29 protein-coding genes are annotated in these 20,104 nt (G+C 46.8%); 5 read left to right on the top strand and 24 right to left on the bottom strand.

The features are described 5' to 3' along the window. Window positions 1–61: 61 nt before the first annotated feature. The 21 genes from RGU72_RS05015 to RGU72_RS04915 form a co-directional block, all read right to left on the bottom strand. On the bottom strand, window positions 62–541 hold the full coding sequence (locus RGU72_RS05015; RefSeq protein WP_322118680.1) for a hypothetical protein: 480 nt from the start codon (window positions 539–541) through the stop codon (window positions 62–64). Window position 542: 1 nt separating this feature from the next. Next, window positions 543–923: a minor capsid protein gene (locus RGU72_RS05010; RefSeq protein ID WP_322118679.1), complete on the bottom strand. Its 381-nt coding sequence runs from the start codon at window positions 921–923 to the stop codon at window positions 543–545. Beyond that, window positions 920–1,270: a hypothetical protein gene (locus RGU72_RS05005; protein ID WP_322118678.1), complete on the bottom strand. Its 351-nt coding sequence runs from the start codon at window positions 1,268–1,270 to the stop codon at window positions 920–922. The genes RGU72_RS05010 and RGU72_RS05005 overlap by 4 nt, the downstream gene beginning before the upstream one ends. Beyond that, window positions 1,263–1,886, bottom strand: coding sequence for a hypothetical protein (locus tag RGU72_RS05000; RefSeq protein WP_322118677.1), 624 nt, complete (start codon window positions 1,884–1,886; stop codon window positions 1,263–1,265). Before RGU72_RS05000 ends, RGU72_RS05005 begins: the two co-directional genes overlap by 8 nt. 53 nt (window positions 1,887–1,939) lie before the next feature. After that, entirely contained in the window at window positions 1,940–2,779 is an 840-nt protein-coding gene (locus RGU72_RS04995; protein ID WP_322118676.1) for a hypothetical protein, read from the bottom strand. A gap of 3 nt (window positions 2,780–2,782) precedes the next feature. Beyond that, window positions 2,783–3,205 carry a hypothetical protein gene (locus tag RGU72_RS04990; RefSeq protein ID WP_322118675.1) on the bottom strand — a complete coding sequence of 141 codons (423 nt, stop codon included), beginning with the start codon at window positions 3,203–3,205 and terminating at the stop codon, window positions 2,783–2,785. After that, entirely contained in the window at window positions 3,205–3,468 is a 264-nt protein-coding gene (locus RGU72_RS04985) for a hypothetical protein (RefSeq protein WP_322118674.1), read from the bottom strand. Before RGU72_RS04985 ends, RGU72_RS04990 begins: the two co-directional genes overlap by 1 nt. A 76-nt stretch (window positions 3,469–3,544) precedes the next feature. Next, on the bottom strand, window positions 3,545–4,456 hold the full coding sequence (locus RGU72_RS04980) for a major capsid protein (protein WP_322118673.1): 912 nt from the start codon (window positions 4,454–4,456) through the stop codon (window positions 3,545–3,547). 123 nt (window positions 4,457–4,579) lie between these two features. After that, window positions 4,580–5,464 (bottom strand): DUF6651 domain-containing protein, encoded by an 885-nt coding sequence (locus RGU72_RS04975; RefSeq protein WP_322118672.1) that lies wholly within the window; start codon window positions 5,462–5,464, stop codon window positions 4,580–4,582. Window positions 5,465–5,539: 75 nt separating this feature from the next. Further along, complete coding sequence (locus tag RGU72_RS04970; protein WP_322118671.1) at window positions 5,540–7,162, bottom strand: hypothetical protein; 1,623 nt, start codon at window positions 7,160–7,162, stop codon at window positions 5,540–5,542. A 38-nt stretch (window positions 7,163–7,200) separates the two neighbouring features. Then, window positions 7,201–8,445, bottom strand: coding sequence for a terminase large subunit domain-containing protein (locus RGU72_RS04965; protein WP_322118670.1), 1,245 nt, complete (start codon window positions 8,443–8,445; stop codon window positions 7,201–7,203). After that, window positions 8,446–9,105: a hypothetical protein gene (locus RGU72_RS04960; RefSeq protein WP_322118669.1), complete on the bottom strand. Its 660-nt coding sequence runs from the start codon at window positions 9,103–9,105 to the stop codon at window positions 8,446–8,448. Between the two features lie 90 nt (window positions 9,106–9,195). Continuing rightward, window positions 9,196–9,513 (bottom strand): hypothetical protein, encoded by a 318-nt coding sequence (locus RGU72_RS04955; RefSeq protein WP_322118668.1) that lies wholly within the window; start codon window positions 9,511–9,513, stop codon window positions 9,196–9,198. A 417-nt stretch (window positions 9,514–9,930) separates the two neighbouring features. Next, window positions 9,931–10,893: a hypothetical protein gene (locus RGU72_RS04950; protein WP_322118667.1), complete on the bottom strand. Its 963-nt coding sequence runs from the start codon at window positions 10,891–10,893 to the stop codon at window positions 9,931–9,933. A 1-nt stretch (window position 10,894) separates the two neighbouring features. Next, window positions 10,895–11,050, bottom strand: a complete 156-nt coding sequence (locus tag RGU72_RS04945) for a hypothetical protein (RefSeq protein WP_322118666.1) — start codon at window positions 11,048–11,050, stop codon at window positions 10,895–10,897. A 9-nt stretch (window positions 11,051–11,059) separates the two neighbouring features. Beyond that, window positions 11,060–11,407 carry a thioredoxin family protein gene (locus RGU72_RS04940; protein ID WP_322118665.1) on the bottom strand — a complete coding sequence of 116 codons (348 nt, stop codon included), beginning with the start codon at window positions 11,405–11,407 and terminating at the stop codon, window positions 11,060–11,062. Continuing rightward, entirely contained in the window at window positions 11,404–12,054 is a 651-nt protein-coding gene (locus RGU72_RS04935) for an adenylyl-sulfate kinase (protein WP_322118664.1), read from the bottom strand. The genes RGU72_RS04940 and RGU72_RS04935 overlap by 4 nt, the downstream gene beginning before the upstream one ends. Continuing rightward, complete coding sequence (locus RGU72_RS04930; protein WP_322118663.1) at window positions 12,051–12,491, bottom strand: hypothetical protein; 441 nt, start codon at window positions 12,489–12,491, stop codon at window positions 12,051–12,053. Before RGU72_RS04930 ends, RGU72_RS04935 begins: the two co-directional genes overlap by 4 nt. 10 nt (window positions 12,492–12,501) lie before the next feature. Next, window positions 12,502–13,170, bottom strand: coding sequence for a ParB/Srx family N-terminal domain-containing protein (locus tag RGU72_RS04925; protein ID WP_322118662.1), 669 nt, complete (start codon window positions 13,168–13,170; stop codon window positions 12,502–12,504). Continuing rightward, window positions 13,170–13,376 (bottom strand): hypothetical protein, encoded by a 207-nt coding sequence (locus RGU72_RS04920; RefSeq protein WP_322118661.1) that lies wholly within the window; start codon window positions 13,374–13,376, stop codon window positions 13,170–13,172. Before RGU72_RS04920 ends, RGU72_RS04925 begins: the two co-directional genes overlap by 1 nt. 1 nt (window position 13,377) lies before the next feature. After that, window positions 13,378–14,034 carry a ParB/RepB/Spo0J family partition protein gene (locus RGU72_RS04915; protein WP_322118660.1) on the bottom strand — a complete coding sequence of 219 codons (657 nt, stop codon included), beginning with the start codon at window positions 14,032–14,034 and terminating at the stop codon, window positions 13,378–13,380. A gap of 60 nt (window positions 14,035–14,094) precedes the next feature. Here RGU72_RS04915 and RGU72_RS04910 point away from each other — a divergent pair, with 60 nt between their 5' ends. The 4 genes from RGU72_RS04910 (at window position 14,095) to RGU72_RS04895 (ending at window position 17,153) form a co-directional block, all read left to right on the top strand. Further along, window positions 14,095–15,831, top strand: coding sequence for a DEAD/DEAH box helicase (locus RGU72_RS04910; RefSeq protein ID WP_322118659.1), 1,737 nt, complete (start codon window positions 14,095–14,097; stop codon window positions 15,829–15,831). A gap of 160 nt (window positions 15,832–15,991) precedes the next feature. Further along, window positions 15,992–16,279 (top strand): hypothetical protein, encoded by a 288-nt coding sequence (locus RGU72_RS04905; RefSeq protein ID WP_322118658.1) that lies wholly within the window; start codon window positions 15,992–15,994, stop codon window positions 16,277–16,279. A gap of 201 nt (window positions 16,280–16,480) precedes the next feature. Beyond that, window positions 16,481–16,747 (top strand): hypothetical protein, encoded by a 267-nt coding sequence (locus tag RGU72_RS04900; RefSeq protein WP_322118657.1) that lies wholly within the window; start codon window positions 16,481–16,483, stop codon window positions 16,745–16,747. 52 nt (window positions 16,748–16,799) lie between these two features. Further along, entirely contained in the window at window positions 16,800–17,153 is a 354-nt protein-coding gene (locus RGU72_RS04895; protein ID WP_322118656.1) for a hypothetical protein, read from the top strand. On the opposite strand, the gene RGU72_RS04890 is transcribed toward RGU72_RS04895, so the two are convergent. Beyond that, window positions 17,113–17,337 (bottom strand): plasmid partition protein ParG, encoded by a 225-nt coding sequence (locus RGU72_RS04890; RefSeq protein ID WP_322118655.1) that lies wholly within the window; start codon window positions 17,335–17,337, stop codon window positions 17,113–17,115. The two genes, RGU72_RS04895 and RGU72_RS04890, sit on opposite strands and share 41 nt — an antisense overlap. Next, the gene (gene parA, locus RGU72_RS04885) at window positions 17,330–17,962 is read right to left on the bottom strand and encodes a ParA family partition ATPase (protein ID WP_322118654.1); all 633 of its coding nucleotides are present in this window, start codon (window positions 17,960–17,962) and stop codon (window positions 17,330–17,332) included. Before parA ends, RGU72_RS04890 begins: the two co-directional genes overlap by 8 nt. 181 nt (window positions 17,963–18,143) lie before the next feature. On the opposite strand from parA, the gene RGU72_RS04880 reads away from it, so the two are divergent. Beyond that, window positions 18,144–19,007 carry a DUF2806 domain-containing protein gene (locus RGU72_RS04880; protein WP_322118653.1) on the top strand — a complete coding sequence of 288 codons (864 nt, stop codon included), beginning with the start codon at window positions 18,144–18,146 and terminating at the stop codon, window positions 19,005–19,007. Window positions 19,008–19,283: 276 nt separating this feature from the next. On the opposite strand, the gene RGU72_RS04875 is transcribed toward RGU72_RS04880, so the two are convergent. Then, complete coding sequence (locus tag RGU72_RS04875) at window positions 19,284–19,976, bottom strand: hypothetical protein (protein WP_322118652.1); 693 nt, start codon at window positions 19,974–19,976, stop codon at window positions 19,284–19,286. Between the last annotated feature and the right edge of the window lie 128 nt (window positions 19,977–20,104).

The raw sequence follows: 20,104 nt of genomic DNA, 5'->3' as shown, positions 1-20,104 counted from the left end.
AATACGTCACTACTGACTTACTTAATATAGCACAAAAAGCCATAGCTATAAAGCGTTATGGTTAGAAAACCTCGTTTAGCGCTTCTTGTAATGCGAAGTCGATCTCTTTATCGACCGCTTCTACTGCTCGATACATAAAGCCACCACCCACTTGAACGCCGCCGTTACTATCTTGCTTCTCAAGAGATTTTTCACCAAGCTGAATTGAGCCCATTGGCGTTTGATGCTCGTGAATCTCATAAGCGTAATCACCAACAGTTTTGCCAGGTCTTTCAGGAACCGGCGTATCCATATCGATATAAACTTCGATCTCCACTTTAGCGAATCGCCCAAGATCGTCACGCAGCCGTTCAGCTCCTTCTGGGCGCATCTTAATGGCGTCTTCAAGATTCGCATGGTCACGCGGCGCCATTTTTTTTGCCATGTCTCGCAGTTCAACGCCTTTCTGTATTAACGACTTCACGACTCTGCGTTTGGCGGTCGTATCGATACGCATTAGCAATTCATTAGCGCTCATAAAGCCTTCGACTTTTACGCCCACGTCAGCTCCTTACAAAGCACACGTCAAACATCACATTAAACTCTAATAAGTTTCCTCTTGATAAAGGAAAGGCTACCGCCTCCGTTCTTGGTCGAGAATAGTTAAAGTTGTGGTCCTCAACCTGAGTATTTTCCAGCGTTAGCGCATCGATGACCTTCTTGATCAATACTTCGCCATTAGCATAGCTGTGGCTTCTAACAATTAGCTGAAACTCAGTCTTAAAATAGCCCTTTAGCTCGTAGTCGATTTTTGTGCCAGACAACGGATTGCGCAACAAAATTGCTTCTTCGGCTTCTGCTGGCAGCATATTGAAAAACATTGATGTACCCAAAACGCCAAGGTTGTTCGCGGCCAGTATATTTGCAAGCGGTCTCAAATTCATGCTTTACTCCAAAACTGCGCCGCCACCTCGACGTGATCTGGTCGCCCCTGTAAATCAAAACGCGGTATGCGGCCAACGATACGCAACTTGCATTCAGGCAAAATGATGATGTCGTTCATTTGTGCTTTCGTATTCTTTGTCAAAAGAATCTTAGAGAGCGCTTCTTCTTCGATCGCATTACCTCGCGATGCAGAGCTGTCGGCGCGCACAGACGACTTCTCAATGGTCAGCGTGAGCTTTACTACTGTACATCGCTCAGTAGTCTTCAAGACCGGCAAGGGCATGCCATAGTCGTCAGATTTGCCGTCGCTTGACTGAATGACGCAGGTAGAGTTTGGACTAAACATGTTTCACCAGTTCGGCTTGAGAGTTAGGATGAAAAATCGAATTACGAATATTGGCTAGTTTTGTCGCGCCGCTGATAGTTCGGTCGCTAGTCTCGACAAGCATTCCGTTATTGACGTGATTTGAGTCTGGATAGCGAACCTCTGCGAGTCCGTTAATAAGAAACGCTTGCGCCTCAATCAGTGATTGGTAGGCGAAATCTCTTGCGTAGCCGCACAGTAAAGCCGTTGAATCCCAGACTCTACCGGCGTTGTCATGCGACACAAACTTAATGTCGTTGACGTTCTTTTGCAGAAGTAATCCAATTGCGCCCAAGCCACGAGTAAAGACGTTGGCCAAACGACCGGCATTACTTTTGCGAACAACGGCTGAGCCATTATCGCGAATGACGCGACGTACTCGAAGTATCCAGCTATACATTTCAAAATCTAGCGCTTCTAGTCCTTTAGCATGTAACTGAACTAAGTAAGCGTCCGACATTTGCTTGATGCGCGTCTCAAAATTAGAATACGCTTTGGCTAACTCCGCATGCATGATGACGGTCGCTTGATAATTCGCGGCAGCGTTGCCGGCGGTTGCAGCGCTTGCGCGCATAACGTGAATGTTTTTCAAAGTCATTTGAAAAAGCTCAAGCTCAGTTACTACGCTTTTGGCAAATTCATCTGGCGTCATCATCGCCCCACTTTTTTAGAAAAAGTTACAAAGTAAGATAAGTAACTCAAGGCACGACGCGATACAGGTAGATCGAGCGGCTTGCCAGACCGGTACATTTGCTTTACCTCGCCGATTGACTCCAGAAGCAAGCCCTCACGACGGCGAGAGTCCACCACGTTACCGCCCAGAATTGAATCAGCCTCAACAATTTGAGCCTTGCTCAAGGCGAGCTTGAACTTGTCTGGTAGCTTTGAAAATTGCAGCGGCGTCAGTAAGGCCAGGTTGCCGTTAAATAGAAACATGTCACCATTTGAGACGTAGTTGGTGGAATAAGTCCCCTCTGGTACAAAGTTTAGGCTGTCTTGTCCCCAATTGACGTTCGAGTTCAATTGAGTGAAGCTTAGTTGAACGATGTGATCTCGCGCATCGCTAAGCGCAGCCATTCGTTCACTCTCAGACGACTTGTCCCATCCTGCCAGGTTTGGCAAAGAGACAGCGTTAAACTCAGCCTGTGCGTATGTTTGAAATGAGTTCGTTCCCACCACTAATGGATCTGCCAGCTCGACGATGTAGCCCGTATTAATTACTATGGTGTTGCCGGCAACGACACAATGCAGCTCTACAGCACGAAGCCCTGATGCGGCTGTATCTGCGATGATATTGTTCTCGGCAGAAACCTCAATCACGGCCTGCGGTGACTCAGCGACGAAGCCAGAAAGCGCCTGCAATGGCACTAGCTCTGTGCCGCTTTCGTCACTGATTCGATATTCAATCGATGTCACTTTAAGCGGATTGCCGGACTTGTCGCTCAGTACAGTTATAAGATTGACTGCGGTTCCTGCGAGAAAAATATCCATCAATTACACCTTGCTGTAGTCAATCAATGCCGCGATCAGGTCTTTGATCGAATTGCCTTTTACGCCAATCGGGTCACCCAAAGCGCGCAATCCCTTGATGCCTTCGCTATCTGCCAATACAGAAAGCTGTTCTTCTGTGAACACAGGTTTTGAAGTTTGGTCGTTTTTGGCAGTTTCGACTTTCTCAGTGTCATGCTGTCCTTCTGCGCCAGATACGAACATTGGGGCCGGCGAGTGCGCGTTGTCGATAATGGACTGCGTAATCGAAACTGACGCGCCGTCTTCCCATTCGCAGAGCATCACGGCAGACATGCGAACTGCGTCGATCATAAGAACGTCCGCAGTAGATAGCCCATCTTCAAAGTTGATGACCCCCATCTGACCGCTGTAGCTCTCAAAGCCTAATTGTGTAATGCGCAGTTTCATTATTGAGACTCCTGCGGCGCTTCATTCGTTGCTGCATTAAAGTCACCGGAGTCGCTTTCAACATTAACAGTGGCGTCGGTTACATCGTCAACGCCAACATCTACGCCTCCAGGCTCGCCGATGCGCTCAACCTGATAAATGCTTGCAATGCCGCCCGCGCTCTGCTCGCTAACGTCAGTCACCGATGTGCCGTTGTCGAAAACAACATCGCCCAACGGACCAGAAAAAGCTTCGTAGCCAGCTTGAATAAGTTTGATCTTCATGTATTCCTTTCTGAATATGAAAAAGGCGGGATTGCTCCCGCCTTCTATTATAAGTCACTACTGACTGATTACAAGCTTAAATGTTTGACACGCCTTTGAGACGAGCAATCGAGCGAGTCGATTTTAACGCCAGGCCGCAGTACCATTTCAAGCGGATGCGAGTCGCATCTTTGTTTTGAACAGTGCCGACGTTCTCAACGACGATACCAGCATTATCACCACCCCACAGACCATGCAAACCGTCCAATTCGTTTAAGCGCAACGCATAAACGGAAGCAGTGGTTGCGTTTGTACCTTGAGTTTCAGCAGCGCTCAAGAACTCATTCATGATGATAGGAATGCCGTTGTGTGTCAGCATTGGGCGACCGAAGTTTTCCAACTGTTGCATGACAGCGTCAGTGCCGTAAGTAGCTCGCAGCAAAGCACGGAATGCGCGAATTGTGCCACGGCGCATTACCAATACGTCAGCGCCGTTTGGGACAGCGTCGCACAACTCGTCCAACATAGTCAGAGTCAATGCATTACCGTTTGCGCCAGCAGTAACAATCTGAGAACCACCAGCGGCAGCAGCCAAAGTTGGCAAGCCGTCGAAGATTTTAGTGTTAGCTGTAGAATCACCGGTAGCCAAAGCGCGGTGAAATTCACGACCAACGGTTTTGGCTTTTTTGGCGATTTGAACTGCCATCTGGCTGTTTGTGTCAGACAGAGTTTGGTTCAAGAATTTGTCGATATCCACGTCACCGGCGAGAATACGCAACTTAGCAACAACTTCTGTGAAGGTCGCAGCGGACTCATTCACAGGATCATTTGGATCAAGCCAATCGGCAGAACCCAAAGTGTTTTCGCGGTTGTACACGTATGCTTTGCCTTCGGTTTTCGCGAATGGCAGAATGCTGAACAAATCATCGCGTTCGATAATTTGATCGATTACGCCGGAAATGAGCTGATTATTGCTCAGATGTTCGGCTTCTTGTCGTAACAGAGGCATGTATGGTCCTTTAGAAAAGATAAAAAAACATATATCGTGCCTAAGTCGCTCTAAGTCACCGATGACTGATACATTAACATAAAATCATGCCAATGTAAAGTCAGTGGTGACTTATTTCAATGACTAAGCAATGCCCCCAGAACCGCTCATATTGAAGCCTTTTAAACCAGCGGAGATTTTTGCAACTGAATCAGTTTCCTGTGATGCCTTAACGGTCTTTGATGCATCCGCCTTACGGCTTGCTGAATCTGCGCCTGAGCGAATTTTGCTTTTCAACAGATGGTCTTTATCAGGATCGGCATCAATAATCTTGCGTAAAGCAGCGTCAAAACCTACAGGCTCGCCACTTTGATCAATCAATGCTGTGCGACTAGCTGCGCCGCGAGGCTTGTCATAACCGACTACCTTACCTTCCACCAAATCAAAGTGATCGCCATATACGACGCGCACTTTGGCTGCGGGCATGACCATTTCCTCTGCAATGAATGCACTTTGACCAAATTGCGAGCCAATAGATAATTCATTAATTGCGCCAGTCTTTTGAGATAACTGGCCTTGCAGCTCAGCAATCTGATCTTGGAGAGATTTAGTCTGACTTGTATGCTCTTCCGCCATACGAGTTTTCAGACGGTCCCACTCACCTTTTGCTTCTAGCTGTGCGGTCTCGGCATTTTTCTTTTCTTCTAAAAGCTTGCGAACTGCTTCTGGATCAATGCCGTCAAACTGTTTTAATCGCTCTTGAGCCGATTGCAAGTCGCTTTGCGTCTTTTGCAAGGCTTCTTTTTTCTGCATCACTTCTTTCAGAAGTTTGGCTTCTTCGTCAGATGGTTTTTTCTCTCCCTTTAATGCGCTTTCACCTTCTTTTGCTGCCGCTGCTGCTTTTGCTGCGTCTGCCGCAGCCGCATCTGCTGCGCCTGTATCAGAACCGCCACCGCCATCTTCTACGATGCCCATACTCATGAAGCCAAAGCCAAATAAGAGTGTCGCGAGTAACTTACTGAATTTCATTTGATGCCTTTCTGACCAGTCTCTAGGTCAATGGTTAAAAGTGCCAACGATTCTCTTCGCTGGCGGTTGTAAAAATTAGTTCTGTGACAAAGTCGCCTTTGCGGTGTCACGATTTTGCGATTTTTGTAAAGCAGCCTGATCTGGAGCGGTCGCCGCTGCCATATCTGCCGCAAGCTGAACAGGATCAAGAGGCCATGACTTCAAGTCCGAAAGCATCTTGTCTTTCAGGTCTTTGGCCAATTGAGGGAATAGTTTGTCGATCACCATTTCCATCTGATGCTGGCGAACGCTATCTGGTGCTGAAATCAACATCAGTCGCGCAGCAATGTCGAACTCGTCATAAAGCCCACGCGTATCGAAGTTGTCTGGATAAGACACAAAACTCTCGGTTATCTTGGTGCCGTTCCAGAGCGCGACCATTCGAGTCAGTTTGTTTTCAAAAAGCTCTAAGCTGTCAGCTTTCGCTTGAAGCAAGGCGTTGACGCGTTCAAAGTCGTAGGCTTTAGCCACGCCGGAACTGTTGTCGATACCCAAGGCGTTATCTTGCTTGGTGCGTTCGCCAGCTAGTCCGACGGTGTGGTAAATCTCATTGATAATTTTGTTGATAACGGCCAATATCATTTGCGCCTGTTTTGGATCAGGAGACAAAAAGAATGGTTGCGCGCCGCTTTCACCATCGTAGATAAAGATGCGGTTTGTCCCCATCTTCAATAGCGTGTTGTAGTTGTCGTCGCCAGGTAAAACATTCTGCGCCGGCATAGCCAGTTGTGAGAATGTCTGATCTTGAATAATGGCATCCAAGTTGGACAAATAGTTCGCCACTGCGCGGTCGAGGTAAGCGATGTCATCAATCAATGAAGGTGCGGAGTAGTCCTCATCTGTGATCATGTTGTCCACAAGAATGACCGGCACGACGCCAAGATCATGAAATCCGAAATCTGCCAGCACGATCTGCTTTTTGCCACCTGAACCTTTACGCTCTTCGTATAAGCGCCATTCAATTTTTGTCCAAAGACGATATCGAACAGTTTCGTCCCCGGTAGATTCCAATGGATCTTGATCGTCGCGCACACACTCCTGAATAAGAACCCATTCAAGTTCTCCATCACGGTCATACGCATAGTCGAGCAACTGCTCTGGCCCAACGGTGTAGGCAAACGTGCGGACGTCGAGCTTCTTTTCATCCGCTACAGATATCACTGAACCGCCGCCATCTTTCTTACTGTTGTCCACTACGACGGCAATGCGCCCATAGATGGATGTTTTCTTTGATACTTGGCGAGAGAAATCACGAATGCTAAGCCCATTTTTTGTCGCTCTAGCCCAAAACGCTTTTACCGCTTCCGGCGCGTCTACTTCATTACGAACGATGTGCTGTTTGAACAAATATTTGTTTAGCAAATCCACTACTTCGCGGCTATGATTAAAACGGTAGCAGCGATCGATTCGATCGTTATATTCGCCTTCGCCTTCTTTGACGTATCGAAAGATGTTGCCTTTAAACCACTCTCTACCGCCTTCGTAGGTGTCTTCCAGAAATTCCCAATGCTTGATCAGGTCTTCATAGTCTGGATGACGACGCGCAATAAGCCTTTTAAGCTTTTTCTGATCATCGGTGGCGGGAGCGATGCCACTAGAGACAGCAGCATCATTTGGATCAATTACGGCTGTAGAGCCAGGTGTCATAATCTTTTTCATGTTGGCATTATAAGTCACTACTGACGTATGTCAATAGGTCAACGAGACATGCCGCCAATTTCAATCTTACGAACAGGAAACTCTAACTCGATGCAATAACCGCCAGCATCAGCAGAGTGTTCTAAGCCTGCCGCTTTATCCACATCACGCGAACCCTTCTTGTAGATCGTTTGCTCAAGCGCGTTAATGAAATGCTTGCAGCGCTCATCTATACGCAATCTGACGGTGCCATCCGCAGCTTTGAGCATTCGATTCATCGCATTGACACGATCAGCTACAAACGGGTGCTTCCTGCGAAATTTAAGACGCTTAAAGCCCTTCTCTCGCAAGATGTCCAAATCGGTCTCACCGCGAGCATGTTGGCGTTGTCCGCCGGCTGGATCGGGATACACGATGATCTGCACCTGATTACGCCAGTAGCGTTTCTCCAACTCGTTACAAATCTCTTCAGTGTTGGAGCCAAACAAAACGATTTCATCGACCGCCCACACTGAGCCATCTTTCTGCGGTTGAAAGATCACGGTGGACATTGGATCGATATTAAAGTCCATGCCTACCCAGATCGGCAGCTTTGGGTTAAACGTATAAGTGCCAATATGCTCATTACGTGAGAATGGGTAATACACGCGACCGGACATCGTCTCAAAAGAAGCCTCAAACTCTTGTTTGAAAGACTTCTCATCCATATCTTGTCTGGCGCTTTCAATCTCTGAAATAGGAATGAAAGGCGATGTGATGGTTGGAAACTGCCATGACTCCCAACGCCCTGCTTTGACCGCTTGAGGGTCTTGCCCTCTTTTATAAAGATCGTAGAGATAGTTGTACGCCTTGGGTGTCCCAATGAAAATTGCATGACCGCGTCTATCGGACAATGTCGGCCGTAAAACTTTTACCCACGTTTCTTCAGTCATGTCCTGGAACTCATCCAGAACTAAAAAATCTACGCCGACGCCGCGCAAAGAATCTGCTTTGTCCGCGCCTTTTAATTCAATTCTTGTGCCGTTGACGAGCGCAATGGACAGCGATGTCTCATTAACTTTACGAATCCATCGTTTAGGGATTGCCTCCAGCAAATCAAGCCACATAATTTGCTTTGCCATCTTATACGTCGGCGCCACATACCAAATTTTGCTCTTCTTAATTTTGGCGCGAGCAATCATCAGCGAACGAGAAAGCGCAGTTTTACCCCATCGGCGTCCAGCTACGACGACGCGAAAACGTGCCTTAGACTGAAACACCAACATTTGTTTGGGGTGTAGCGACAGCCTAGACTGAAGCGCCATCTAGTCCTCGCCCTCTTCTACGACGCCATTATCGTTTTCTGCGTCTGTATCGTCTTCATTGCTTTGGGCGTCGCTATCGCCCGCTTGAGAGGGTTCAGCGCTATCTAATTCAGTTAGGTCGCGGTCACGCAACTCTTTGATCTGCTCTGAGGTCAACTCAGACACAATCAACTCTGGCAATTCATCTGGATCAACTGCATCAGGACGGTCTAAGCCAAGAACCGCCCATCGCTCTTCACGCGCTTTTTTCAGCACGTTCATTGCGGAGTCAAGCGCTTTGAGATTGTTTAAGGCGACAGCAACGGGCGAACCGCTTTGGTTAGCTTTAAGGATCTCAGCCCATGTCAGCTTGGCCAGACCCGCAGCCATTTTGTAATGCTCTTCTTTGGTTTCTTTAATGCGGGCGGCAATGACTGTTGCTTCGCCGATGCTGGCTTCTGCGACCTTCGCGGCGACAGCTCTGCTCTGTGCGGCAGACGTGGAACCTTTGATGACCTTCTTTGAACGAAAGTGGCGCTCGAACGAACTCCGGTGCAGACCATACCTCTTAGTCAGACCTTCGTAGGTGATATTGCCAGCAGCCCAAAGCGTTTCGGCTTCGGCCCACTGCTTTGCCGTCAAGCGAGATTTTTTAGTGCTTGATGTGCTAGCGCTTGCCACATAAACCTCTGCATAAAAAAAATGAGCGCAAGGGAGGCGCCCAGGAGAAACAACTATTGAAGCCGAATATACCTGAAGTTTTCATATAAATCAAGTCAGTCGTGACTTATTTTCTAGGACAAAAAAAAGAGTCGTTGCTAGTGCGTGCGATTCTTTAGAAAATGGCACGGTAACGTGTATTTCGCCATTAAAGTCGAAAATGCAGACCTTCTTGCCGTCGGTGGTCGGGCGCAAGTAAGAAAATTGACCAAGTTCTTCCAACGCTTCAATGCAAGCTGCCGCGTCATTAACGTAATCGTGTGCCGGTGTTTCGCTGCCGAGATATTTCTGTATCTCTTTGTTAGTCCAAGACTTGGGTGTCTTACCGCTCCCAACCAAAACCGTTTCTAAAATAAATTTATTATTCATTACTTACTTACTTACTTATTTATATATGTATTTATATAGAAGAAGCTTGGGAGTCCCAAGTAAAAGTCTGTCTCTTATGAAACGACTTGGGAGTCCCAAGGGCGGTATGAGTTTTTACGTCAAATTCTCAATCACGGTATCCCATTCGTCGTCCTCAACAGAGGAAACATAACTAGCTGCGGGAGCGGGCTTGGGTGCGTTATAGGTGGCGGCACCCAACTCTGTTGCCTCGATTACTTGACGCTGGCGACCGCGACGCTTCTCTATGCCTTTTTTTCAATCAGCTTGTGAGCAATCAAAGCGCGGATCGAAAATTGTAGGCTTGCTTTTGTAGTCTCGTAACGAACTCGGTCTAGGATCTCATCCAGGTCTACCGACGCACTCTCACCATTGCCGGCAATGATTACGCGCATAAGTTCAAATTGTTTCGCTGTCAGGTGCATCTTCTGCCCAATCTAAATCAAGTGCTTCGGTAGTGATATTCACTTTTGAAAGCTGTGTGGCGGCTGTATCGAGGTCTAGCGGCGCATCTACTGGCTGGTTATCAAACGCAAGTAACGGCAGTCTTACCGGCAGTGCATGTTGTTCGTAGTCAGGGTTAGTAAATACGCCGTATAAAGGGCTTGCCAGGACTAATTGCTGGAGCGACTTGAGCAAATAACCCACTTCCATGTTATCGACGCGAGAAGTTCCATTAGCGCGGTTGTTGCCCGACTTTTCCATTGAGGAGCAGGCGTAATAGAATTTCCGCATTTCTGTGATTACTTTTTCACGGATTAGAGGTGACATCGCTTTTAACTCTGCCATCACGCCGATATAGTCGCTTGGGTTGCTCTCAAACCAGCGCATGAAGAAGTCCAGCCCGCGTTTGTAGTTAGCGGATCGTTTTGGCTTGGTAAAGCGAATCCCTGCCCTCGCAGCGAACGGATTGAACTTAGACATAGACGACTGAAACTCAACATAGCGGCAACCTGTCATTCGCATCATCAAGTTCTGCATACGGTAAGCTACGCCGACGCCGCGATACATCGTATCTAGGACAAGACGACTGTTCGTGCATTGGTTAGCGTTAATCCAAATGGCGCGGTGACGGTTGATCAGCTTCGTGTCTCTGCCGTTTGTGTTGGGGCGCAAGTGACGGAATACTTCATTGCGCCCGGACGATAGCATTTTTGGCACCGTCATCGCGCCAACGCCGATCGTCTGACCATCTAATACCGCTCTGTAATAGCGTGGACCAATGCCGATACTGTCTGCCTTGTAATGCAGCTCGTGCAGCAACTCCCAATCTTCTTTAGTGCCGCGCTCAATATAAATTTGGGACAGTAGCGACATCTTGTGGCCAACCGGAGCCGCCCGGCGCTCAATCAGAATATCCACTTTACTTTACTACTTTCTTGTTCGGTGACATACCGGCGCCTGAATCACGCAAGTTAACAGCTAGTTTTGCCATCTCGCGGTTTCCGTTTTTGTTGGCGATAGTTTCAACAATCTTCGTCGCCGGATTGAGCTTTTTAATTTTGGACGTAATTACCATTTTTAATCCTTAAAGGTCAAAATTGAGACTGTTTTGCGTAACGCCAGCTTTAAACAGATAATCTTTAATCTGTGTTTCTGTTTTTGCGCCAGCGATCGTGGTGGGAAATTGTTTGCCGTCTTTGAATACCAGTAAGGTCGGCACGGCGCGAACACTCTGAGAAGCAGCCAAACTTTTCTCTTTTCCGCCATCTATGCCGATCAGTGAAAATTGCAACTCTTGCGACAATCGCTCAATCAGCGGCTTTAACGACTTACAAGGGCCGCACCAAGACGTATGCACCATAACGACAACTGGCTCTTTGTATGAAAGCGCAAGAACATCTGCCGAGAATTGCTGTTCGGTAGTGTTCTTCATTGCTTGTATCCTTCTGGCGCGTAGACGATCTTGATCTTCTCGCGATATCGTTTCTCGATATACAAAGTCGGCGCTAAGTCAGCAACCATGTCCGTGTGTGTGGTGGCAACGATTAGCGTAGCGCCGTGTTGACGTGCAACTTTCTGCAAGTTAAACGCCAAAACTTTCGCTGTAGTGCGATCAAGCACTGCCAAAAATTCATCTGCAACCCAAACTGAGGCGCCTGATTCAATTAGTTTGGCCAGCTTGAAGCGGTAGCGTTGACCGTCAGACAGCTCTTGCGGCTTGCGAATAAACAAGTACGCGTCATTAAGTCCTGCAATTGATAGCAGGTTAAGTGCCTCGACTGTGGTGGCGCCTATTTGATCAATCAGTGGTTTATCTTCTAGCGGCACTGAATCAATATCGGCAACCTTTAGACCGGATGCTTCTATTTGCTTTGACAGTTCGCGCAACACGGTTGATTTACCCGCACCGGACTGACCAGTAACGTACACAACGTCGCCAATTTTAATGTCAATGTCTTGATGATTAAATACGACAAACTCTTTATCATCGAGACCCAAGCCAAATGCTTCTGCAACCTCTAGGACGCGTTCAGTGCGTTCGACTTCCGTATGAAAGCGCTTGTCTACAACGTAAATCATTCCGATACCTTTTCTTTTGTCTCTTGTGCGGCTTCGGCTTCTTGCTTTTGATTTACCTGTTCGCGATAGGATGCAATCAAGTCAGTGCAGATGCTCTGAATCGAGTAAGCCTCAAATTCAGCAGAAGGCGCTTCTTCGCCGACGTATTTACGAACCTCTTGCCAAATGTGAACGCCTTCATGAATGAGGAGCGACACAATGATGTCATCGTCAATTTGATCACTGTTTGGCAGCGCTACAACGGCGCAAACATTTCCATCGTCATTATCAAAAAAGTGAACAACTGCGTCTGACGACTTCATATCGTCAAACTCAGGGCGATTCTTTTTGATGCTAAGCTCGTCAAGTCTGTCCTCAAATGCTTTTTCATCCAAACACAAGCACATCGAAATTGGAGAAACAAACAGCGCGGAGTTAATCCAAAGATTTTTACTCATACTCGATCACCTATGACGTAGTTTTTTGATCAAACGAACGAACAAATTCCACAAACGCTTTGTCTGCGGGCAATCCTGACTCTGTTTCCAATTGCGCCATAAACATCGCCACAGCACGCTCATCTTTGCCATTGATCGTTTTAAAGCCCAGGGCCTTGTCAATGCGTACAGCGCGCTGAGTGGACTCTTCTAATGTCTTAGCGGTCTCATCTGCCTGATCTTGGATAGCGCCGTCTAAGTCATTTACAAAGGCGCTTGTATCGATCTCGCCTAAGTCAGCAATGACGAAGTCCAGCTCTTTAGCGTCAAAGATTCCAACTAAGTCAAAATTAAGGCTGGCCAGCTCTTTTTGCAGAATGTCTGTATCCAAATTGGATATGGCAACACGGTTATCAGCTAGGCGGGATGCGCGCACCTGATCGTCAGTAAGATCGTCACGAATCCATACCGGCACTTGTTTCATGCCTAGGTATTCAGCGCCTCCACGACGACCATGTCCTTTAATAATGACGCCGTTTTTATCGACAACGATCGGTTGATCAAAACCAAAATCTTTAATGGACTTAGCGATGCGCTTTATCTGCACAAGATCATGAATTTTTGCGTTTAACTCGTAAGGAATAACGCGACTGATGTCCCAGATTTCAATTCGCGGCTTTACTGTTACTTGGTTTTCCATTACAGGTCTTTCTTGGAGAAAAATGTCTTTACGGTCTTGTAACCAGACGTGTCGGCGTCGTCGTCCGGCTCATCTTCGCAATCGGTGGAGTTAAACGGCTCAAATCTGCTGCCCTCTTTGCACTTTTTGCATTGGAAAGGGTCATATTCCGCGTTCACGCAGTCCGCGCATTGATCGAACCCTTTGCCTTTGACGCTGTCGCTCATGTCAGACCTCAATGCCTCTAAAAATGTGTACCAGCGCATTGCCAGCATTAGAGAGCGAGTCTTCGTCTGTGAATTTCTGCGACTTCATCGTCTTTTCAATGGCGTCTGTAATTGTTGCCACATCGCCTGCTGGCACTTTGAAACGCATGATTTGGTGAGTCTGGACTTGACGCTCTGCCGGTAGCTTGGGTGATGTCGATTCGTCGTCTTCAGGCAAATCTAGGTCATCTAAGGCGATGTTGACGCTGGCGAAGATTGAGGCGAAGTCGCTATCGGTGTACGGCATGAACTTAGACAGGTCTTCAGGTGTGCCAAGGTCTTCCAACAGTGCGGCAAGCTGTAAGGTGTCGTCATCGCCGTATCGCCCGTTATCAACCAGCCCTATCTCTTTGGCGTGCTTGTCGTCAACCTCGCCTACGTTGATGATCGGTACGGATTTCATACCAAGACGAATAGCGGAGTCGCGCCGATGCGCGCCCCCAAGAATTTGCAAGGTTCCGTTCGGTAACGTCCGCACTACAATAGGTTTGAACATGCCGAAGCGACGCAAGCTTTCGTCAATCTTGGCTTCGTTGTCGGGCGATACTACGTTGGTATTCCAAGGGTTAGGAATTAACGTCTTTGGATCGGCGAACGACTGTTGAGGTGTTGGTAACATGAATTGATTATAAGTCAGTGGTGACTTATACTACAGTACAACTTTTTACTTGGCAAGCCTATGACTCAAAATATCACCATCGCTTCAAATGCTACGACTGCAAAGCTGCATGACGCCTCTCGCGAAGTAAAGCTACAAGTTCAGACGATCTTGTCGTATGCGGTGGAAGGCGCTGAGCATGCCATTGCGTTCAAGCGCGGCAGTTGGGACGGTCGTAGCAGTTTTATGGACTTTCGCGCCGGAACTTTTCCGGCCGGCTTTGTACAGTTCGTCTCTGCGCACTTGCGTAAGCTTGGATACAAGGTCAATCATGTACGCCGCCCTCTTCCTGCGCCGCTTGGCCCAGAGAATCCAGTAGTGGATGCTTTTCTGGATGACCCTCGTTACGACTATCAAATGGAAGTCGTTCGCTGTTTGGCAAAACATGGTCAGATCATTGCCCGAATCGCGACCGGTGGCGGTAAATCACGCATTGCCCGTCTTGCGTTTGCGCGCTTCAATATGCCGACACTGTTCTTGACCACTCGCGGCTTGCTGATGTACCAGATGCGTGACACTTTCGAAAAAGACTTGGGTATCAAAGTCTCTGTCTTGGGCGATGGTCAGTTCGGTCATACCGTGATTGAGAATGGCATTGAGCGTCAGGCTGTCAAAAAGATGTCGGTCGGCATGGTGCAAACCTTGATTGCGCGATTAGAAGAAAAGACGGTCGAGAGCGAAATGGAGCGCATGACTGACTCAATGCTCAAGAAAGAGATTAAAGAAAGTAATGCCTACGCTAAAAAACTGGAAGCGGCTGGTCATACTTTCATCGAAATTAAGAAGTTCGTGGCTTCATTCGAGAAAAAACAAGAAGCAGGTCGAGTAAGTGAAAAACTTATGCGCGCTACCGCTGCCGCTAAAGTGACAGCGCACATGCAAGATCGCCAAAAAACGATTAATTTGCTTGGAACTTTTGGTCTAGTTATTCTCGAAGAGGCACATGAGGCGTCTGGAAACTCTTATTACGAGATTCTGCGTCACTGCAAAAATGCCTACTATCGGTTAGCACTTACGGCAACGCCATTTATGAAGGATTCAGAAGAGTCAAACATGCGTTTAATGGCTTGCTCTGGCCCGATTGGTATTTCTGTGTCAGAAGAAACGCTGATTGATCGAGGCATTCTTGCTCAGCCGCACTTCAAGATCGTTGAGCTTCGTCATAAGCCAGCAAAGCTGATGCGTAATACTGGCTGGCAATCAGCATACCGTATCGGCATTACAGACAACGAATACCGGAACAAGATTATCGTTGACGAGTGCAATGCTGCTGCGTCCTACCACATGTCTACGATGGTATTGATCCAGCAAACAAAGCATGGCGAAACACTGTTGCAGAAAATGACCGATGCAGGGTTACGCGTTGCATTTATTCAGGGTGAAGATGATCAAGCGGGGCGCAAGCAAGCTCTCTCTCAACTTGCCAAAGGTGAAATTGATGTTCTGATTGGTTCTACCATCTTGGACGTCGGTGTTGACGTTCCTGCGGTTGGTGTCGTGATAATTGCCGGCGGTGGTAAAGCAGAGGTTGCGTTGCGTCAGCGTATCGGACGCGGCTTACGTGAGAAGAAGTCCGGCCCAAACATCGCGCTTATTATCGATTTCGCTGATGGGTTTAATGAACACTTGAAAGGTCATGCGATGCAGCGTTTGGCAATTATCAAAGCGACGCCAGGATTTGACCGCTATATTCATGAGCGTGGCGCTGGTTTTGATTATGAAGCGCTCGGCTGTAAAAAGTTGTCAATTGCTGCATAAACCGCTTGCTTTGTGAATTACGTTGGCGCATAATAAGTAAGTCAGCACTGACAACGAATTTTTGTTCTCCAGCCCCCAACTTGGGGGCTTTTTTTTACGTTAATTTAACTAATGCACGTCAGCTATAATGCACTTGTCCATAAACTACACGGAGAATGCCATGACAGAAAAAGAAACAACACGCTACACCATCATCATGACCAAAGATAAGCAGGAGCGCTTAGCTGGCATTGCCAAGGAGTTCAAAATCAGTCAGCAAGAAGTGCTGGAAGTTTTGATCGACCATATCGGTAATGACAATGTAATGGCTGATCTGGCGCCAAAATTCTTTGCCGTTCGTGAGAATAAGGTAAGCCAACGTGAGCAACGCAAGATGAGCTTTGCCAAACTGAGAAAGCTGTCACCGGAGCAAATCGCTCTAATCGAACAAATGTCTGCTAAACAATAAGGAAAATAATATGCACTTTCTATTTATCATCATTGTCATTTTCGCAATTATTGGGGCAATTAAAAAATCGAGAGAATACAACGCTCGACCCGACAAGACCGAACTGGACAAGGCTCCACTTAAATTCGTGCGTTGGTTTGGCTACGTAATGATTTTTTTTATTGCGCTCATAATAATCGGTTCAATGTTTGTAAAAAAATAATGCCTTCCCGCTTCTTTACGTATAAAGAAGGTCTGCATTTTCCGAACACGATCAAGTGGCTCGAAGTGACGAAAGACCTTCAATTCTTTCATCACTATGACGACGGCACTGTGGAGCTTAGAAAAAGCAAGAATAACCACACTCTCGATCAGCAAATTGCTGGCGTCGTTGCTCGCGTGGCTTCTGGCATGTGGGTTGAGCTTGACCAAGACATGAAGCCAATCTCTCAAGATGTCCCGACGACTCAATTTGCGGAGATCTGGTAACTACTGTATATATTCACAGTATAATTCGCCAAGTGATTTAAATGAGGCGAATATGAAAGCTTGGGTGACTAGACTGTGGGAAGACGGTAAGCTAATTCCTAAATGGCGTCACTCGATGGTCTATCCGGTTCTGGGCGAGCTTGCATTCGGTGAGTGTAAGAACCCTCTTCTACGTCGCCGACTTCACCAGGCGAACCTATACGATGTCTCACATGGCTCTGCCAATCAAGACTTAATTCCTCCACTGGTAGACGCAGCGGTCATTCACATGGGCGCCGAGTTCATCATTCTGTCTGGACTAGAGCTTGACGTATTTGGCAAAGCTTCTGCCCAGACATGGCGAGCGCAACTACTCTTTGAGAAGCCTAGCCTGGAGGGTATTTCTCCTCAAGGTGCTTCAAAATAACCTCCAACATTGACTCTCCACTAAGCGCACAAGCCGCCTTAAATCGACCATGTAGCGACTTAGGTAGATCCAATGTCAGTCGCTTGGTCGGTTCTGCTTCCACTACGACAACCTGCTTGCTCTCTACCCACTGATCTGGCGTCGGTAAGGTTGCGCGAGTTCCAAAACTAATCTTCTTACTCATTTGCAAACTCCATCAGCTCATGTAGTAAATCTGCCATTTCTATTGACGCCTGGCTACCTTCGTCCACCTCATACACGGTCTTGCCCTCTGCTGCCGCTTCTGCAAATGCAACGCGTTGCGTCACGGAAGCGTTCAACACCTTAACGCCGTAGGTCGCCAGCGCTTCTCGTACATCGCGCCCGATGGCTGTGTTTGCGATTTTGCGATTAATCACAATGCAGCATTTCAGCTTTTCCTTGTACACGACCGCTTCCTGAATGAGCTTGATTACCTCCTCGCTGGCCCAGACATCATAGGGTGACGGCTGCACCGGCACGATCACAACATCACAAGCCATAATCGCGGAGCGCGTCATGTCGGTTACTCTGGCAGGTCCATCAATGATGACCTGATCATAGCCTTTACTCATCATGTCGATTTCTTTATGAATGGTCGCGGTAGGTTTCCCCACGACGACGAATAGTGGCTCTGCAAAACGTTGCGCTTGCCAGGCGGTTGCGCTCTGTTGTGGATCTGCATCGATCACCAGTACACGTTCCCCATAACGCGCCAGCTCCGCCGCCAGATTGATTGATAAGGTTGTTTTGCCAACCCCACCTTTTTGATTTAAGACTCCAAAGATCATCGTGATTCCCCATTATCGTGAACACGGACACCCGCATTTCAGGTGGATTGTAGTCGTCGGAGGTGTGATCAAATTTTGAAAGCCTGCTAGTTAGCGACTTTCATTAATGGCAATCTGAGATTAAAGCGTTGACTTTTACCAAATGCTAAAATGAATTTCAATTTATTTAATTGGAGAAAATATGGACCCGGTAACAGGCGCCATTCTTGGCTCATTAGCAGTGCCGCTCTCAAAAATGGGGCCAGTTTTGATAGAAAAAGTCAGTAGCGCCATTGGTATGGTCGCTGAACCTTATCAAATTATACGTATCGCTAAAGCGCAGGCCGAAGCAAATAAGATTGAGCTGAAATCTCAAATTGAGCTTACCGAAATACAAGAAAGGGCTATTTCTACATTTATTAAACAGCGAGAAAAGAGCCAGAAAAATATCGAGGCTATTTTAGCCTCTGCTATCGAAATGCTTCCACCTGACGCCAAGCCTGAAGAAATGGATAACGATTGGATTAGCCATTTTTTCAAACATTGCGATATCGTCTCAGACGAGGAAATGCAATCTCTTTGGGCTAAGTTACTAGCGGGTGAAGCTACGTCGCCTGGAACATTTTCAAAGAGAACAATTAATTTAGTCTCAATGTTGAATAAAACTGAAGCGGCCTTATTCAATAGCCTATGTCAGTATGCTTGGACTTTCGATGATGAAATATCGCCAGTAGTTTTTGATATAACGAATGATATTTATACCAAAAGCGGTCTTGATTATAAAAGCCTGCAACATCTCGACGTAATCGGCCTAGTCACACTTGGCGTTAATAATGGATATAATTTAAAGATAAAAGGCGCACATTTCAAGTTAAGGTATTTCGAGAGAACGGTCGCATTGGAGTTTCCCAGAGATATAGAAAATGATCTAAGAATGGGGGCGGTCATGTTTACGGACGTTGGCAGAGAATTGGCTAAACTTTGCAGCTCTGAAATGAATCAGAAGTTCTTTGAATATACTCTTGTCACATGGCACTCTGTTGGCATAAAAGTTACCTCAGATTAAAGCGACTTATGGAGGTCAAAGTCTTATATTTTGTCTTCTATAAGGATAGGCATGTGGCGATCCTGGGATTTCTATAAGGATGTGGTTTGGAGGCCGGAAGTTGAGGAAGGCAGGGCCACCAAGGGTCTGCAATTCTTCTAGGACTTTCACTTCTCAGTCACAATTATATCATACTCTGCGTCATACGTGTAAAATATATTTGCACGTATCAAACTACTTAAATACCGCTTGCATGTATCGCAAGCGGTAATAAATAGCTCAGCAGTGACGTACTTTTTAGCTAATAAAAAGCGCTGCGAAAGTAGTTGCGCGGTCGTTCTCTTTGAGTGTTATAACGTCACCATTTTTCGATTTTTGCACGTTCGCAATATCTAAGTAATGCAGCATCATGCGAGTGGAGCTTGCTTGCGTACCTGCTGTATTCGCTGAACAGTTATAGCGCTTTACAAGTGCGCTTTGTTGCTCTAGTTCGCTATACTCTACCGAACGAGATAACGATACTAGACAAGACTTGTTTGAGATACCGTTTAAAGCTATCAGGTTTTCAGCGATTGTGCGCGAATAAGGGTCGAGTGTGCTTTTCATGTTTTGACCGATTGCATTCAAGCAATGTGCAATCTTGACTAATACTTTGACCGCAATAAAATTAGACTTATCTTGTTTATTGCTTGCAATGCGCGCATTTTTAAGCAAATTGGATGCCACTTCTTTAAATTCAGGTTTTGACATAGCAAGGTCGACCGCTTTGCTACCCTTGACAGCGTTTATTGCAAGGTCTGTATCTTTGCTGTACTGCTCTGCGTTACGTGCTTGTAAGACTTCAACGAACCGCGTAGTGAATGTTTGCTCTACCGCTTGCACTGTATCGACTGCAACAACTACCGCTTTTTTCGCTTTCGGTGTTTTAACTACTTTTGTTGTTGCTGTAGTTGCTTTTGTGACTTTCGATGTTTTTGCGATTGTAGACATTTTGTGCTTTCGATTAGATTAAATTAAGTTAGGTTTTTTTTACTTGCTAGTGATTAGCGAGTGATTAAATTATAAGTCAGTACCGACTTATGTGCAACAACTATTTGCACGAAAATGTTTATTTATTT

The organism is Undibacterium sp. 5I1 (assembly GCF_034314085.1).
Lineage (GTDB): Bacteria > Pseudomonadota > Gammaproteobacteria > Burkholderiales > Burkholderiaceae_D > Undibacterium.
This window is presented reverse-complemented; position numbering and strand designations above follow the sequence as displayed.

Bases quoted from the DNA above. Each gene is read 5' to 3' on its own strand.
- RGU72_RS04915 (WP_322118660.1), bottom strand. From the start codon at position 14,034: ATGTTACCAACACCTCAACAGTCGTTCGCCGATCCAAAGACGTTAATT.
- RGU72_RS04920 (WP_322118661.1), bottom strand. From the start codon at position 13,376: ATGAGCGACAGCGTCAAAGGCAAAGGGTTCGATCAATGCGCGGACTGC.
- RGU72_RS04895 (WP_322118656.1), top strand. From the start codon at position 16,800: ATGAAAGCTTGGGTGACTAGACTGTGGGAAGACGGTAAGCTAATTCCT.
- RGU72_RS05000 (WP_322118677.1), bottom strand. From the start codon at position 1,886: ATGACTTTGAAAAACATTCACGTTATGCGCGCAAGCGCTGCAACCGCC.
- RGU72_RS04935 (WP_322118664.1), bottom strand. From the start codon at position 12,054: ATGATTTACGTTGTAGACAAGCGCTTTCATACGGAAGTCGAACGCACT.
- RGU72_RS04925 (WP_322118662.1), bottom strand. From the start codon at position 13,170: ATGGAAAACCAAGTAACAGTAAAGCCGCGAATTGAAATCTGGGACATC.
- RGU72_RS04880 (WP_322118653.1), top strand. From the start codon at position 18,144: ATGGACCCGGTAACAGGCGCCATTCTTGGCTCATTAGCAGTGCCGCTC.
- RGU72_RS04940 (WP_322118665.1), bottom strand. From the start codon at position 11,407: ATGAAGAACACTACCGAACAGCAATTCTCGGCAGATGTTCTTGCGCTT.
- RGU72_RS04980 (WP_322118673.1), bottom strand. From the start codon at position 4,456: ATGCCTCTGTTACGACAAGAAGCCGAACATCTGAGCAATAATCAGCTC.
- RGU72_RS05005 (WP_322118678.1), bottom strand. From the start codon at position 1,270: ATGTTTAGTCCAAACTCTACCTGCGTCATTCAGTCAAGCGACGGCAAA.
- RGU72_RS04900 (WP_322118657.1), top strand. From the start codon at position 16,481: ATGCCTTCCCGCTTCTTTACGTATAAAGAAGGTCTGCATTTTCCGAAC.
- RGU72_RS04975 (WP_322118672.1), bottom strand. From the start codon at position 5,464: ATGAAATTCAGTAAGTTACTCGCGACACTCTTATTTGGCTTTGGCTTC.
- RGU72_RS04965 (WP_322118670.1), bottom strand. From the start codon at position 8,445: ATGGCGCTTCAGTCTAGGCTGTCGCTACACCCCAAACAAATGTTGGTG.
- RGU72_RS05010 (WP_322118679.1), bottom strand. From the start codon at position 923: ATGAATTTGAGACCGCTTGCAAATATACTGGCCGCGAACAACCTTGGC.
- RGU72_RS04955 (WP_322118668.1), bottom strand. From the start codon at position 9,513: ATGAATAATAAATTTATTTTAGAAACGGTTTTGGTTGGGAGCGGTAAG.
- RGU72_RS04985 (WP_322118674.1), bottom strand. From the start codon at position 3,468: ATGAAGATCAAACTTATTCAAGCTGGCTACGAAGCTTTTTCTGGTCCG.
- RGU72_RS04905 (WP_322118658.1), top strand. From the start codon at position 15,992: ATGACAGAAAAAGAAACAACACGCTACACCATCATCATGACCAAAGAT.
- RGU72_RS04990 (WP_322118675.1), bottom strand. From the start codon at position 3,205: ATGAAACTGCGCATTACACAATTAGGCTTTGAGAGCTACAGCGGTCAG.
- RGU72_RS04970 (WP_322118671.1), bottom strand. From the start codon at position 7,162: ATGAAAAAGATTATGACACCTGGCTCTACAGCCGTAATTGATCCAAAT.
- RGU72_RS04995 (WP_322118676.1), bottom strand. From the start codon at position 2,779: ATGGATATTTTTCTCGCAGGAACCGCAGTCAATCTTATAACTGTACTG.
- RGU72_RS04910 (WP_322118659.1), top strand. From the start codon at position 14,095: ATGACTCAAAATATCACCATCGCTTCAAATGCTACGACTGCAAAGCTG.
- RGU72_RS04875 (WP_322118652.1), bottom strand. From the start codon at position 19,976: ATGTCTACAATCGCAAAAACATCGAAAGTCACAAAAGCAACTACAGCA.
- parA (WP_322118654.1), bottom strand. From the start codon at position 17,962: ATGATCTTTGGAGTCTTAAATCAAAAAGGTGGGGTTGGCAAAACAACC.
- RGU72_RS04890 (WP_322118655.1), bottom strand. From the start codon at position 17,337: ATGAGTAAGAAGATTAGTTTTGGAACTCGCGCAACCTTACCGACGCCA.
- RGU72_RS04930 (WP_322118663.1), bottom strand. From the start codon at position 12,491: ATGAGTAAAAATCTTTGGATTAACTCCGCGCTGTTTGTTTCTCCAATT.
- RGU72_RS04945 (WP_322118666.1), bottom strand. From the start codon at position 11,050: ATGGTAATTACGTCCAAAATTAAAAAGCTCAATCCGGCGACGAAGATT.